This is a genomic window from Actinopolyspora sp. BKK2 (assembly GCF_011291845.1).
In the GTDB taxonomy this organism is placed as follows: domain Bacteria; phylum Actinomycetota; class Actinomycetes; order Mycobacteriales; family Pseudonocardiaceae; genus Actinopolyspora; species Actinopolyspora saharensis.
In genome coordinates this window covers 610,878-626,553 of record NZ_JAANTE010000001.1, presented here as the reverse complement: position 1 = coordinate 626,553, position 15,676 = coordinate 610,878, and the positions used below count along the sequence as shown (strand labels likewise).

The 15,676-nt window shown below is 71.6% G+C and carries 7 protein-coding genes; all 7 read left to right on the top strand.

Annotation, left to right across the window (positions count from 1 at the left end):
- Positions 1-139: 139 nt before the first annotated feature.
- The 7 genes from drmA (at position 140) to G9Q41_RS02780 (ending at position 15,387) form a co-directional block, all read left to right on the top strand.
- Positions 140-4,042 carry a DISARM system helicase DrmA gene (drmA, locus tag G9Q41_RS02810; RefSeq protein WP_165631363.1) on the top strand — a complete coding sequence of 1,301 codons (3,903 nt, stop codon included), beginning with the start codon at positions 140-142 and terminating at the stop codon, positions 4,040-4,042.
- A 139-nt stretch (positions 4,043-4,181) separates the two neighbouring features.
- On the top strand, positions 4,182-6,089 hold the full coding sequence (locus G9Q41_RS02805) for a DUF1998 domain-containing protein (RefSeq protein WP_207630384.1): 1,908 nt from the start codon (positions 4,182-4,184) through the stop codon (positions 6,087-6,089).
- Positions 6,086-6,874 (top strand): DISARM system phospholipase D-like protein DrmC, encoded by a 789-nt coding sequence (gene drmC, locus G9Q41_RS02800; RefSeq protein ID WP_165631364.1) that lies wholly within the window; start codon positions 6,086-6,088, stop codon positions 6,872-6,874. The genes G9Q41_RS02805 and drmC overlap by 4 nt, the downstream gene beginning before the upstream one ends.
- A complete protein-coding gene (locus G9Q41_RS02795) occupies positions 6,871-8,988 on the top strand; it encodes an N-6 DNA methylase (protein WP_165631365.1) in 2,118 nt (705 codons plus the stop codon). The genes drmC and G9Q41_RS02795 overlap by 4 nt, the downstream gene beginning before the upstream one ends.
- A gap of 127 nt (positions 8,989-9,115) precedes the next feature.
- Positions 9,116-10,858 carry a serine/threonine-protein kinase gene (locus G9Q41_RS22215; RefSeq protein WP_165631366.1) on the top strand — a complete coding sequence of 581 codons (1,743 nt, stop codon included), beginning with the start codon at positions 9,116-9,118 and terminating at the stop codon, positions 10,856-10,858.
- 79 nt (positions 10,859-10,937) lie between these two features.
- Positions 10,938-13,031 (top strand): UvrD-helicase domain-containing protein, encoded by a 2,094-nt coding sequence (locus G9Q41_RS02785; protein WP_165631367.1) that lies wholly within the window; start codon positions 10,938-10,940, stop codon positions 13,029-13,031.
- A gap of 82 nt (positions 13,032-13,113) precedes the next feature.
- Entirely contained in the window at positions 13,114-15,387 is a 2,274-nt protein-coding gene (locus G9Q41_RS02780; protein ID WP_165631368.1) for a DUF262 domain-containing protein, read from the top strand.
- The last annotated feature ends 289 nt before the right edge of the window (positions 15,388-15,676 follow it).

The window sequence follows — 15,676 nt, the reverse complement described above, 5'->3', positions numbered from 1 at the left end:
GGAGCGGTTGCGGCGCGCGCCCGAGTCGGCCGCGCGCGGCACCGCCGGATCGACGCGGCGCAGCGGTGTCCGGGTCCGTCGGCCCGTGGAGCCTTCTCCCGCAACCGAGACGAGCCATCGACAGGGAGCACACTCGCAAATGACCACTCCGGACAACGCGGACGGACTGTTCATGAACCCCAACGGTGAGCAGGGCAGCCTCGACGTGTCCGCGAAAACGGCCACCACGGGCGCAACCAGCGCGGCCGAGACTGCACCGCTGGACGAGGACCAGGGATTTCCCGAGGTGAGCGGCGTCCAGGTGCGCGAGGAGTTCCAGGAGATCGTGGTGCGGGACCTGCTCGGCCCCTGGAACGGGGACACCGAACAGCTTCCCCCGGGCTCCAGCGGCCCCCGCGAGCGCTACCTCGTCGGCATGCTCGGCCCCAAGCAGGACGCCCGCAGCGCCACGACCACCACCGAAGGGGCGCCGGACACCACCTCCGAAGCGGGCGGAGAAGGCCACGGCGAAGGCAGCGCCGGGCTGCCCGAAGTGCTCTCTCCGCAGAGCCTGGGCCGCATCTGGGCCTCCTCCATGGGGTTGAGCTGCACCGTCAGCCAGGACACCGCGGCGCTGCACGTCACCGCCTCCTGGGGCCGCTACACCAAGGAGGAGGGCGAGACCGCCGAAGGTGCCAAGAGCAGGATCTGGACCCGCGAACCCGTCGAGATCTCCCGCGAGGTCCGCCTCGACGGCCAGCGCTCCGCACGGCTGCCGCTGACCGCGGACACGGCCGAGGAACCCGGGGTGCTGCTGGCCGTGACCGTGCGCGACCGGGACGGCAAACGCGTCGTCGAACTCACCCTGATCAACGCCCAGCGGGAGGGCAGCCCCCAGGAGCAGTCCTGGATGTTCCAAACCCGGCTGGCCGTGACCGCCCTCGACGGGCTCCAGCCGGTGTTCCTGCCCGCCGACGACCCGCTGGACGACGACGAGCCCGTCGCCGACGGGGAGGAACGCCACCTGCGGCTGCTTTACCGCCACCAGCTGCGCTACGCCTTCGGGCACAACGTGGCCGTGCACCCGCACCGCACCACCGGCACCCGCCGCGCCCACAAACTCGAAACCACCTGGCTGCCCACCTACGAGGTGCCCGCCACCGTGGCCCCCGGCAACCAGAGCAGCCTGCTGGCAGGCACCGAACTGGCCATGGACGTGCTGGCCACGGCCGAGCCCGCCGAGCTGCGCGCCGGGTTGGCCCCGCTGGTGGAGGGGTATCACACCTGGCTCGACCAGCGCGCGGAAGAAGCCGCCGGGCTGCCCGACGCGCTGCGCGAAACCGCCGAATCGGCGATCTTCACCGCGCGCCGCGCCGCCGAACGCATCCGGGCGGGCATCGAGCTGCTGACCGAGCCCGACCGGCCCGGGCACACCGAGGCGCTGGCCGCGTTCCGCTTCGCCAACCGCGCCATGGCCGACCAGCGCCGCCACACCGACCTCGCCCGGCTGCGCGAAACCCACGAGATCAGCTACCCCGAGGCCAAGCGCTGGGTCGAGGCCAAAGGCACCGCCGCTGCCTCCTGGCGCCCCTTCCAGCTCGCCTTCGTGCTGCTGAACCTGCCCTCGCTGACCGACCCGGACCACCCCGAACGCGCCGCCGACTCCACCGCCGTGGTCGACCTGCTGTTCTTTCCCACCGGCGGCGGCAAAACCGAGGCCTACCTGGGGCTGACCGCGTTCACCTTCGCCATCCGCAGGCTGCAGGGCACCTTCGGCAGCGGGGAGCAGGCCCGCTCCGGCGACGCCGGAGTGGCCGTGCTCATGCGCTACACCCTGCGGCTGCTGACCGCCCAGCAGTTCCAGCGCGCCGCCGCGCTGGTGTGCGCGGCCGAGATGATCCGCCGCGAGGACGAGGCCAGCTGGGGCAGCGAGCCCTTCCGCATCGGACTGTGGGTCGGCGGCAGCGTCTCGCCCAACTGGTTCGGCCAGGCCGAGCAGCAGATCAGCGAGGCCCGCGAAGCCGGCGACGGCAAACGCGCCAACGTACTGCAAACCCTGGCCTGCCCGTGGTGCGGAGCCGCGCTGCGCGCCCACGAGGACGTCGAGGTCGACACCGAGACCCGCCGGGTGCTGCTGCACTGCCCCAACGCCGAGGGCGCCGAGGCCTGCCCGTTCTCCAAGACCCGCTCACCCGAGGAGGGGCTGCCCATCCTCACCGTCGACGAGGAGATCTACCGGCTGCTGCCCAGCCTGGTGATCGCCACCGTCGACAAGCTCGCCCAGCTGCCCTGGAAGGGCTACGCCGGGATGCTGTTCGGGCGCGTGCGCCGCTGGTGCCCCCGGCACGGGTACCGCCACGACGACCTCGACGGCGAGATCGGCTGCGCCGACAAGCACCGCAAGAAGGGCAGCTCGCCCGCGGTGAGCAGCAAACCCGTCACGCGGCTGCGCACCCCCGACCTGATCATCCAGGACGAGCTGCACCTCATCTCCGGGGCGCTGGGCACCACCGTGGGGCTGTTCGAGTCCGCCGTGGACGAGCTCAGCAGCTGGACCACCCCGAACGGCAACGAGGCCGCCCCCAAGATCATCGCCTCCACCGCCACCACCAAGCGCGCCACCGAGCAGGTGCGCGGGGTGTTCAACCGCAACCTGGCCGTGTTCCCGCCGCAGGTCACCGACGTGGCCGACACGTTCTTCTCGCACCAGGTGCCCACCGAGGAGAAACCGGGCAGGCGCTACCTGGGGGTGTGCGCCCACGGGGTGCGGCTGAAGTCCGCCGAGATCCGCATCGCCGAGATCCTGCTGCTGGCAGGCCAGACCATGTTCGACGCCTACGGCGCGGCCGCCGACCCGTACATGACCCTGGTCGGCTACTTCAACGCCACCCGCGAGCTCGCCGGGATGCGGCGCTACCTCGACGACGACGTCACCACCCGCGTGCGTAGCCACGGCCGCAGGCGCGGGATCTCCGACCGGCTGCTGACCCGCACCGCGATGCTGACCATCCAGGAGCTGACCTCGCGGATCTCCTCGGCCGACATCAGCGAGGTGCTCACCCACCTGGAGAACGGCTTCGACCCCGAGATCGACACCCTGCGGCGGCGCCGCGCCATCGGCGAGAACCTGAACGAGATCTACGCCCAGCAGCGCAAGTCCTCCCGGGGCAAGGACACCCCCGAGCCGCACCCGCTGGCCGCCCGGTGGCGGCAGCGCCGCACGGAGGACCGCACCCCGGTCGACGTGGTGCTGGCGACCTCGATGCTGCAGGTCGGGGTGGACGTCTCCCGGTTCGGGCTGATGATGGTCACCGGCCAGCCCAAGAACACGGCCGAGTACATCCAGGCCTCCTCCCGGGTGGGCCGCAGCGACGCCGGACCGGGGCTGGTGGTGACCCTCTACAACTGGACCCGCCCGCGCGATCTGGCCCACTACGAGGACTTCGAGCACTACCACGCCACCTTCTACCGCCAGGTCGAGGCGCTGTCGGTCACCCCCTACACCCGGCGTGCCCTGGACCGGGGCACCACCGGGGCGTTCGTGGCCGCCGTGCGCAACGCCGTCGAGGAGCACTCCCGCGAGGGCGACGCCCAGCACGTGGATCTGGACGACCCGCGCGTGCAGCGCATCACCGAACGGCTGCTGGACCGGGCCGAGGCCGTCGACGGGTTCCGCGGGCGCGACTACCTCGGAGAGCGCATCGAGCGCATCCGGGACCTGTGGAGCATGGAGCAAACCGGCAGGCTGCCGCTCAACTACACCGGACGTTCCTCCGGCAGCGGTGAGCAGTCCCGGCGGGCCCTGCTGACCAAACCCGGCGACCACGCCTGGCAGGACACCACCGTGGCCCAGTCGATGCGCGAGACCGAGAACGAGATCAACCTGCTGATCCCGGGCGGGGACGAGCTGTTCCAGACCCTCTACAACGCCCCGGAGTGGACCTTCGGCCCCGCCGCGGGCGCGACGGAGGACAGCGACGCGGAAACCGCCGCCGAGGAGGAAACCGCCGAGGGCGACGAGCTCGGCGAGTCGGCGCTGAACACCTCCACCAAGAAGTCGTGACCGCCGGTTTCGCCCCGGTCGGCGCGCCGCCGCCACGCCGCGGGCACCCCGCCACGGTTGGGGCGCCGCGGCGGGCGCGGGCGAGCACGACCGCACCAGCACATTCCGCCATGGACTCCGAACGGGGAAGGAGCGCCCGTTGACCACGAACCACCGCCGCCACGTGGGATCGGTGCGGCCGAGCCACCTGATGTTCACCAGCGGGGTCGGCGCCCTCGTCGACCTGCCCAACTTCTCCGTGCTCGTGCGCGGGCTCGACGACTGGAACTACAACGAGGTGCGCGGCCGCGACGACTGGAAGACCATCACCGAACCCCGGCTGCTGACGGCGGTGCAGGGCATCTTCGGCAAGAACGTCAAGGAGCTGCTGCCCGCCCCGTGGCTGGACGGCATGGAGCAGGACCCGCGCGGGCCCGCCGCCCGCGTCGGCGTGCCCACCACCCCGTTCCCCACGTGGCTGCGCTGCACCGCCTGCAACGAACTCGCCCCCGTGGACTCGCAGATCTTCGGGTTCGAGAACGACAAACCCCGCCGCCCGCAGGAAGCCCGCTTCTTCCACAAGCAGTGCGGGGTCAAGAAGAGCGGCAAACCCCCGCTGGCCATCACCGCCCGGTTCATGCTGTCCTGCACCGCCGGGCACCTGGACGACTTCCCCTACACCGACTTCGTCCACAACGGAACCGCGTGCTCCACGGCGAAACAACCCCGCCTGCACATGGACGACCGGGGCGGCAACCGGGGCGTCAACGTCGAGATCAAGTGCGTCAACTGCAGCCGGCGCCGCAACATGGGCCAGGCCATGGGCCAGCGCGGCGAGGAGAACCTGCCGCGGTGCCGCGGCAGGCACCCGCACCTGGGCACGTTCGAGCACCAGGGCTGCAAGTGCAAGCCGAAGGTGCTCGTGGTCGGCGCGTCCAACCAGTGGTTCGCCCAGAACCTGTCGGTGCTGGCCGTGCCCCGCACCGAGGCCAGCGAGCTGGAGAACAAGGTCGAGCAGCAGTGGAACGCGGTCTCGACCCTGCCGGTGGCGATGTATCCTTACGCGCGGGAGAACGTGCCCGCCTTCCACGAGCTCACCTCCTGGACCGACGCCGAGATCGCCGAGGCGGTGGAACGGGTGCGGGCCAGGAAGGAAGGCGAGAGCCAGCAGGAGAGCGAGCACGACTACCCGGACCTGCGCACCCCCGAGTGGGAGGCCTTCTCCGCCGCGCAGCTGCCGGACCGCACCGAGGACTTCACCCTGCACCGCTGTGGCGTGCCGACCGAGCTGGACGGCTACTACGCCGATGTGGTCCAGGCCGAACGGCTGCGCGAAGTGCGCGCGCTGATCGGGTTCACCCGGCTGGACGCGCCGGACCCCGAGGACCCCGGGCTGGTCACCCGCGCCCCGCTGGCGCGGTCGATGCCGCCCCAGTGGGTGCCCGCCAGCGAGGTCCGCGGGGAGGGCGTCTTCCTGCGCGTGCCCGAGGACCTGCTGCGCGAGTGGGAAAACCGCGTCTCCGGCTCGCAGGCGATGCAGCACCACCGGCAGGCCTACGCCGAGTTCCGCAAGAACCGCTACTCCGACCGCATCCCCGGTGACTTCGAGGAGATGCGGCACTGGCCGGGGGTGCGCTACCTGGCGCTGCACACCCTGTCGCACCTGCTGATCCGCACCATCGCGCTGGAATGCGGCTACAGCTCGGCCAACCTGTCCGAACGCATCTACGCGGGCACCGAGGACGACCCGCGCAGCGGCATCCTGCTCTACACCGCCGTTCCCGACGCGGAAGGCACCCTCGGCGGGCTGGTCTCGCAGGCCGAACCGGACCGGCTGGTGCGGCTGACCCGCCGCGCCCTGGCCGACGCGCGGCGCTGCTCCTCCGACCCGCTGTGCGCCGAACGGCTGCCGCAGCCCCCGGCCGACTTCCTGCACGGCGCGGCCTGCCACGTGTGCCTGTTCGTCTCCGAGACCACCTGCGAACGGGGCAACCGCTTCCTGGACCGCAGGTTCGTGGTGCCGATCGACGAGCACGAGGACCTGGCCCTGTACCGGGAGCAGCCATGAGCAGCGGGCAGTCCGCTTTCGAACACACCGCCGCCGAGGCGCTGCCCCGGCTCGGCGGGACCGCGCTGCGCGCCCTGGCCGAACACCTCCGGGCGGGCTGGCCCGAGCAGGCCATCCTGACCGGACCGGCCCGCGAGTTCGCCGAAACCGCCCAGCCCATTCTGGACGCCCGGAGGGAGTCCGGTGTCTCGGTGGAGGAGGCCGCCGGGGTGTTGAAGGGGCTGGCCGTGGGCTACGCCCGGCGGGCGGGCGAGATCGGCGTCGAACCGGTCTGGAGCGGCCCCGGCAGCCACCCGGTTCCGGTGCGCTCCACGGCCCGGGTGCTGGTCGAGCTGATCGAGAAGGCCGAGCGCGAGCTGTTTTTGATGACCTACTCGGCGCGGCCGCACCGACAGCTGCGGCAGGCGCTGGCCGACGCGCTCGCCCGCGGCGTGGCGGTCACGGTCATCGTCGAAACCCTGCAGGGGGCGCGCGGCGCGCTCGGCGGAGCCGAACCGGCGGAGGCCTTCACCGGGCTCGGCGGGATCGAGCTGTGGCACTGGCCCGCCGACCGCCGCGCCGAGCGCAGCTCGAAGATGCACGCCAAGATCGCCGTGGCCGACCGCAGCGGGCTGCTGGTCTCCAGCGCCAACCTCACCCAGTCCGGTGTGGACCGCAACATCGAGGCCGGGCTGCTGGTGCGCGGCGGCACGGCACCGGTGCGCGCCGCCGAACACCTCGTCGAACTCAAAACCGGAGGGGTGCTCGAACGCCTGCCGGTGGACCCGCGAGGAGCACGTGGATGAGTCCGGAGTCGTTCGAGCAGGCCGAGCGGGCACACCCCCGGGATCCGGAGGCGGCACGGCCCGCCGAGGCAGCACGGCCGGCCGAGGCAGGCCGGACCCCCGAGGCCACGATGAGCGCCGCCGACATCGCACGGCTGGCCGAGGTCGGCCGCGCGGCTGTGAGCAACTGGCGCCGCCGCTTCGACGACTTCCCCGACCCCGTGGCGGGAACCCAGGCCAACCCGCTGTTCGAACTGGACGAGGTGCGGGAGTGGTTCGCCCGGCACGACAAGCCCTTCCGCGTCTCACCCGCCGACCGGCTCTGGCAACGCGTCCAGGCCGCCGTCGACGACATCCGGCTCGGTGACGCCGTCGGACTGTTCGGCACCGGCCTGCTGGTGCTGCACCGCAGCCCACGGCGACCGCAGGCGCTGGAGCACCCCGACGGGGACGACGGGGACGACGCGGCCGAACAGCTGCACGCGGCGCTGCGCGAGCACGTGCCGGAACTGCCCGCCGAACTGCTGCCGCCGGTGGAGCGGCCGTGGCCGCGCCTGCTGCGCGAGGCCGCCGACATCGCTGCCGAGACGGGCGCGAGCAGGCTGTTCTCCTTCCTGTGCGAGCGCTACTTCGAGCTGCACTCGCGGCGGCTGCCGACCACCGACCGCGAAGTGGCCGAGCTGCTGGCCGAAACCGCCGAGATCGCCGACGGTGACACCGTGCTCGACCAGGCCTGCGGCACGGGCAACCTGCTGCTGGCCGCGGCCGAGCGCGGCGCCGGACGGCTGCTCGGCAGGGACATCAACCCCACCTTCGCCAGGATCGCCCTGTGCAGGCTGCTGCTGGCGGGCACAGCCGCGGACAGCGTCACCGCCGTGGAGCCCGGGGACTCGCTGCGGGAAGGACCGCCGGGGGAGCCGCAGGCCGACGCGGTGCTGTGCGCCCCGCCGTTCAACGAGCGGTGCTGGGGCCGGGAGGAGCTGCTCAACGACCCCCGGTGGGAGTACGGGCTGCCCGCGCGGGGCGAGTCCGAACTGGCCTGGGTGCAGCACTGCCTGGCCGCGGCGCGCCCGGGCGGGCGGGTGGTGCTGACCATGCCCGCCGCGGCGGCGAGCCGACGTTCCGGCAGACGCATCCGCGCCAACCTGCTGCGCTCCGGGGCGCTGCGGGCCGTGCTCGGCCTGCCCGGCCAGGGGGCCGGGCCCGGCCCCGACCTGTGGGTGCTGCGCCGCCCCGACGGCGCCGAACCCCCGCCTGCGCACGTGCTGGTGCTGCCCGCCCAGCCGCACCCGGAGGTGGCCGGCTCGGCCTGGCGGGCCTTCGCCGCCGGAGAGCTCGCCGAGCTGCCCGAGCAGGCCCGGGTGGTGCCCGTGGTGGACCTGCTCGACGAGGAGGTCGACCTCAGCCCCGACCGGCACCGGCTCGTCCACCGGCGGGGTGAGGCCGCCGCGGCCTTTCCCGGGGTGCGGCAGCGGCTCGCCGCGGAACTGGACGAGCTCACCGGGCAGCTGCCGGAGCTGGACCAGCCCGAGCGGCCCCGGCGGATGCCCACGACCACCATCGCCGAGCTGGCCAAGGCAGGCGCGCTCGTGCTGCACCAGGCCCCGTTGAACACGGTCCCCGACGCGGGCGAGCTGCCGATGCTGACCGCCGAGGACCTGCGCACCGACAGCGGCCCGTCCGGGCGGACCGCGCGGACACCGGGCATGCTGCTGATCCGCCCCGGCGACGTGGTGCTGTCGCTGTCCACGGTCGACGCCGGGCCGCGCGTCAGCACGTCCGCGGAGGAAGGCGCCGTGCTCGGCCCGCGACTGTTGCTGCTGCGCGCGAGCCCCGACAGCCTCGATCCGCACTTCGTGGCCGGATTCCTGCGCCACGCGCGCGACAGGGCGGATCACCGCGCGACATCGAAATCGAGTCGCTTCGATATCCGCTCGGCCGAGATCCCGCTGTTGACGCCGGCCCAGCAGCGGGAGTACGGCAGGGCTTTCCAGCGGTGGGAGTCGTTGCGGGGCCGAGTGCACCGCATCACCGACCTCGCCGAGACCCTGGTAAGGCTCGGTGTGCTCGGGCTCGCCGACGGGAGCCTGCTCCCGCCGGAGAGCGACGGGGAGCGCGAGGTGGGGCGGACGTGAGCACGCGAGACCGGGCCGGTCCAGTGGTGGCGCCGCGCCCGCGCGGCACCGACCGGGGACGTGCGGGCGGGCGGACACGGACGAGCAGTGAGGTGAGCATGCGCGCGCGGGACTCCGGGGAGGCGACGTGGCGACACGAACGGTGATCAACGACCGCTACGAACTCGAGCCCAACCCGCTGGGGCGCGGGGGCATGGGAGACGTGTGGGCGGGGCGCGACACGAGACTCGACCGCGAAGTCGCCGTCAAGTTCGTCCGCTTCCCCGAGGGCACCCCCGACGAGGAACTGGTGCGCCGGTTCAGCCGCGAGTCCCGCATCACCGCGCGGCTGCAGCACCCCGGAGTGCCGACGATCTTCGACGTCGGCACGCACCAGGAACGCCCCTACCTAGTGATGCAGCGGGTGCACGGCATCAGCGTCTCCGACCTGATCTCCGAGAACGGCCCGCTCCCGCTGGGGTGGGCCGTGGCGGTCGCGGCCCAGATCTGCTCGGTGCTCACCGCCGCGCACCAGGCCCAGCTGGTGCACCGGGACCTCAAACCGGGCAATCTCATACTGGAACCGGACGGCACGGTCAAAGTGCTCGACTTCGGGCTCGCCGTCGCGCTCGACGTGGCCGACATCTCCCGGGTCACCCGCACCGGGCAGCCGATCGGCACCCCGGCCTACATGGCCCCGGAGCAGATCCTGTCGGCGACCAGCTCCGCGCGCAGCGACCTCTACGCCCTGGGCTGCGTGCTGTACGAGATGCTCACCGGCCGGCACGTGTTCAGCGGCTCGACCGACTACCTGATGATGAACAAGCAGGTCGACGAGCCGCCGCTGCCCGCGCGCAGACACCGGCCCGAGATCCCGCCCGGGCTGGACGCGCTCGTGATCGCGCTGCTGGACAAGGATCCGGACAACCGCCCGGACAGCGCGCTCGCGGTCTACGACCGGCTGCTGCCGTTCGCCGCGGAGCTGGAGATGCTGCCCGGTGCGCTGGCCGACCCGACCACCCCCAGTCCCACGCGGATGTACGCCTCGGTGCTGAGCCAGGTGTTCCGCCCGACGCGCTCCCCGCAGGAGCAGGCCGGGCAGGAGCAGGCCGGGCAGGAGCAGGCCGGGCAGGAACCTGCAGAGCAGGGGGTGGACACCGAGCGGGCGAGCGGGCCGGACGCGCACAGCGCGGAGCAGGCCGATTCACAGGGGCACGACTCGCGAGCCCCCGCCCCGGACCACGCACCAGCCCCGGCCGCCGCCTCGGCTGCGGACCACGCCCGCGCCGAGAGCGGTACGGCCAGCCGGTCCCGCGGTTCCGGCATCACCCGGGCGGAGATGGAGCAGGTCAAGAGCCGGGCCACCTCCTACGTCAAGCAGTCCCGCCACGGCCAGGCGGCCGAGCTGCTGCGGGCCGCGGTCGATTCGGGCAGCCGCGCGTTCGGCAGCACCGACAGCGAGGTCATCAACCTGCGACTGGAATGGGCCAACGTGCTGTTCGAAGGCGGCGAGTACAGCCGCGCCGAACCCGTCTACCGGGCGCTGGCCACCGACCTGGCACAGCGGGACGGCCCCGACGCCGAACTGGTCTTCCGGTGTCGGCTGCACAACGCCACCTGCCACGCGCTCGGCGGGCACACCAGCCGCGCCCTGCGCGCCATGGACAGCCTGCTGTCCGACGAGCAGCGGGCGTTCGGGGCCGACGATCCCCGCACGCTGGAGCTGCGCCGCCAGATCGGGCTGCTCCAGCTCGGCGCGGACCAGCGCGAGGAGGCCGGGGCGACGTTGGCCGCGCTGCTCGAGGACCTGATCCGGGTGCACGGCGCCGAACACCCCAATGTGAACAGAGTGCGCGACCTGCTCGACGGACTGCCCGGACGCAAGAGATGATCAACTGTGGTGAGCGACGTCTCCGGTGACACCGCCGACGTGCAGCAGAGTCCGCCTACCGCGACCCCAGGAGTGACCCGTGCCCCGACTCGGCATCGACAAGAGTTTCCTGCGCGAATTCGCCAAGCTCGACAAACCGGTGCAGGACCGAGTGACCGAGGTCTTCGCGAAATTCGAGCACACCGGCCATGCCGGGGGACATCTGGAAAAGATCGCCAACGCGCGCGATCCCCGGTTCCGGTCCATCCGCATCAACGACTTCTGGCGCGGGATCGTGCTCGCCCCCGACTCGGGTGACAACTACACCCTGCTGACGGTGCAGGGCCACGACGACGCCTACGCGTGGGCGCGGCGCCGCAGCGCCTCGGTCAACTCGGCCACCGGACGCATCGAGATCCGCGACGTCGCCGCCGTCGAGGACACCCTGCCGACCCTGTCCCAGCTGGCCGAGGACGTTCCCGCCCGGCTGCTCGACCACGTCAAGGACTCCCAGCTGCGGCAGCTGGGCATCGACGAGCAGACCCTGACCTTCGCGCGGGCCCTGACGGAGGCGGCGCAGCTCGACGCGGCGAAGTCCTTCCTGCCGAGCAACCAGTGGGACGTCCTGTTCGGACTGGCGGCCGGCTACACCCCCGAGCAGGTGTGGGCCGAGCTGGCCCCCGAGGTGACCGCCGAGGAGTTCGACCCGGACGACATCGACGCGGCCGTGGAGCGCAGCTCCGACCGGGTCGTGCTGGCCGAGGGGCCCGAGGAGCTGATGGCGATCTTCCGGCACCCCCTGGCGCTGTGGCGGGTGTACCTGCACCCGGTGCAGCGGTCGGTCGTCGAAGCCTCCTACAGCGGCCCCGCACGCGTGACCGGCGGGCCCGGCACCGGCAAGACCGTGGTGACGCTGCACCGCGCGCACCAGCTGGCCTGCGCCGGAGCGGGGCCGGTGCTGCTGACCACCTTCACCTCCACGCTGGCGCAGTCCCTCGGGGCGGGGGTGAAACTGCTCGTCGAGGACCCCGAGGTGCGGGACCGCATCGACGTGCGCCACGTGGACCAGCTCGCCAACAAGATCTTCCGCGAGCACTACGAGGCCCCCGCGATCCTGTCCGGCGAGCAGGAACGGCAGCTGTGGAGCTCCATCGCGGCGGAGCTGGAGGTGCCGTTCACCGAGACCTTCCTGGCCGAGGAGTGGCGCCAGGTGGTGCTGGCCCGGCAGGTGAGCAACGCCGACGAATACCTGGAGGCCAAGCGCACCGGACGCGGCCGCAGGCTCGGAGTCCGGCAGAAGGCGCAGGTCTGGCAGGCGATCCGGGAGTTCGAGGACGCGCTGTGCGACCGCGGGGTTTGGACGCACGAGACGATCTGCGTCGAGGCGACCAGGCTGCTCGAACAGCGCGCGGACAAACCGTACCGCCACATCGTGGTCGACGAGGCCCAGGACCTCAGCCCCGTGCAGTGGCGGCTGCTGCGCGCGGCCGCGCCCGAGCTGCAGGACGACCTGTTCCTGGCCGGGGACACCCACCAGCGCATTTACAACCATCGGGTGAGTCTGCGCGACGTCGGTGTTCACGTGACCGGGCGGTCGAGCAGACTGAACATCAACTACCGCACCACCGCCGAGATCCTCGCCTGGAGCATCGGGCTGTTGCACGGACAGCGCATCGACGACATGGACGAGGGGCTCGAGTCCATCGCCGGATGCCGCTCCGACGTGCGGGGCAAACACCCGTGGACGCGTGGTTTCCCCACCAGGGACGCCGAGCTGGACCAGCTGGTGAGCACGCTGCGGGACTGGATCGAGGCCGGGGTGGAACCGGGCGAGATCGGGGTCGCGGTGCGGTCCAACAAGCTCGTCGACCTGATCGTGGACAAGCTCGCGAGCGCCGAGATCCCGCGGGTCAAGCTCACCGGTGGGGCGGGCGAGGCCGAGCAGGCGGTCTCGGTCGGCACCATGCACCGGATGAAGGGGCTGGAGTTCCGCTGCCTGGCCGTGGCCGGGGTGACCGAGCACCACGTTCCCCCGCCCAACGCGATCACCTCGCCCGAGGAGGATGTCTCGGCCCATCACCGGGACCTGCAGCGCGAGCGGTGCCTGCTGTTCGTGGCCTGCACCCGCGCCAGGGAACAGCTCGCCGTGTCCTGGCACGGGGGCAAGAGCCCGTTCCTCGAGGTGGACGGATGACCGAGCTGGACAGCCGACCGCGAGATGGACAGCCGACCGCGAGCGACAACCGTGTTCAAGCCGTAGGAGGGTACTGACCGAAATGCCGACTCTTTCCACGCTGCTGTACCAGATCGACACCGGGTCGGTGTTGCTTCCCGAGTTCCAGCGCGGTTACGTGTGGAATCGTGACCAGGTGCGGGAGCTGATGCAGTCGCTGTACCGGGGTCATCCGGTGGGCGGGCTGCTGATGTGGGAGACCGACGCCACGGAGATCTCCGTCCGGGGAGAGTCGGTCGGGCACCAGGGCACCCACCTGCTGCTGCTCGACGGTCAGCAGCGCATCACCTCGCTGTACGGGGTGATCCGCGGCAAGGCACCGGACTTCTTCGAGGGAGACCCTTCGGTCTTCACCGGGCTGCACTTCAACGTGGCCGAGGAGAAGTTCGAGTTCTACGCCCCGTCCAGGATGGCCGACGACTACCGCTGGGTGGACGTGACCAAGCTGTTCCTGGAGAACCTCGGCGAGTACATCACCAGCTTCCAGCAGCACGACCCCGAGAACCTCGGCACGTACGTGGAGCGGCTGAACAGGCTGCGCAACCTGCTGGAACGCGAGTTCTACGCGGAGAAGATCACCGGAAGCGACAAGACCGTCGACACGGTGGTCGACATCTTCAACCGGGTCAACTCGGGTGGGACGAAGCTGTCCAAAGGTGACCTGGCCCTGGCCAAGATCTGCGCGCAGTGGACCGAGGCCCGCAGCGAGATGCGCGAGACGCTGCGGAAGTGGCAGGGGGCCGGGTTCCACTTCACCCTGGACTGGCTGCTGCGCAACGCCAACGCCGTGGCCACGGGACGTGCCCCGTTCACCGCGCTGGACCACGTCGCGGCCGAGGACTTCCGCACGGCGCTGAAGAGCTCGGTCGACTACATCGACCGCTTCCTCGAACTCGTGTCCGGCAGGCTCGGGCTGGACCACGACAGGGTGCTGATGGCCCGCTACGCCTTCCCGGTGGTCTCGCGGCTGCTTGAGCTCAACGGCGGTCGGTTCGACGACAGCGCGCACCAGGACAAGGTGCTGTACTGGTACATCCACTCCGCCCTGTGGGGGCGCTTCGCCGGGTCCACGGAGACCTTCCTGCAGAAGGACTACGAGACCGTCGAGCGCTCTGGGATCGACGGGCTGATCACCGCGCTGGAGCGGTGGCGCGGCGGCAACCTCGACGTGCACGCCCACGACTTCGAGGGCTCGACGAAGGGCTCGCGCTTCTACCCGCTGCTGTACATGCTGACCAGGGTCAAGGAGGCCCGCGACTTCGGAAGCGGGCTGCCGCTGCGGGCCGACATGCTGGGCAGGCTCTCCTCGCTGCAGGTGCACCACCTGTTCCCCAAGTCGCTGCTGTACCAGGCGGGCTACGAGCGTTCCCAGGTCAACGCGATCGCCAACTTCTGCTTCCTGACCCAGGACGCCAACCTCGGGGTGGGCAGCCGTTCCCCCGAGGAGTACTTCGCCGAGGTGGAGGCCAAGCACCCGGGGGTGCTGGCCTCGCAGTGGATCCCGACCGATCCGGAGCTGTGGAAGGTCGAGCGCTATCCGGAGTTCCTCGAAGCACGGCGCGAACTGCTGGCCGAGGCCGCCCAGTCGTTCTTGACCGAGCTGCGCACCGGCGCGGCTCCCACCGACCGGGAGCAGCTGCAACCGTTGTCCATCGCCGGTGACGACGACATGGACGCCCGCGTGGCCCAGGTCAACGGGCTCATCTCCGAGCTGGTTCGGCTCGGCTGCGCCCATCCGTCCACCGACGCCGAGATCGCCGACCCGCGCACCGGGCGTGCGCTCGCCGTGGCCGAGGCGTTCTGGCCCGAAGGGCTGCAGACCGGGCAGGGCAGTCCGGTGGTGCTCGAACTCGACACCGCCGACGCCGATCTGCCCCGGTTGGAGGAGCTCGGCTACGAGGTGTTCACCTCGGTCGACGCGCTGCGCGGATACGTGCACCGGCGCCACGAGAGCACAGCGGACGAATCGGCGGGGACCACCGACGAGGAAGCCCCGCACGCCCCGGAACCCGCGGACCCCTTGGCGGCGGAGTTCGACCAGCGGATGCGGGAGCTGTACGAGCGCGGCCGGGTTGAGGCCCACTACACCGCGACGTACTTCCTGAGCATGCTGACCGAGCACGGAGGGGCGAGCACGGCGCGCAAGTTGTTGAGCGGGTCGGCCGTGTCCGACGGGTTCGCAGCGCTCTGGGAGCGCGGCAGGCTCGATCTCACGGTCGAGGCGCTGGTCACCCAGCCCCGCTTCGCCGAGTTGTTCTCGGCCGAGGAGATCAAGTCGGCCCAGCACCGTCTCGACCAGTTCGGCTACGCCGCTTGAGCGCAGCGTGCTGGCTCGGCTGCGATGAGCGGGTTCTCAGGGGGCTCGGAGGTGCTCGTTTCGGAAAACCCCGGACGATTCCGGGGTAGTGGTCTCCAGGAGGGCGAGCCCGTCCGGTGTCGCGTGCGGCGTGGAAGCCCGTAGCGGCGTGGCACCGGACGTCCGCGCCCGCACTGCTCGGCGGCTGGCGCGGCCGGTTCCCCCGGAAGCAGGCCGCGGCGGTGTGTTCGGGGATTTGCGCCTGCGTCGTTCCCTGGCACCACGGTCGGACCGTGTCCGGTTTCGCGCA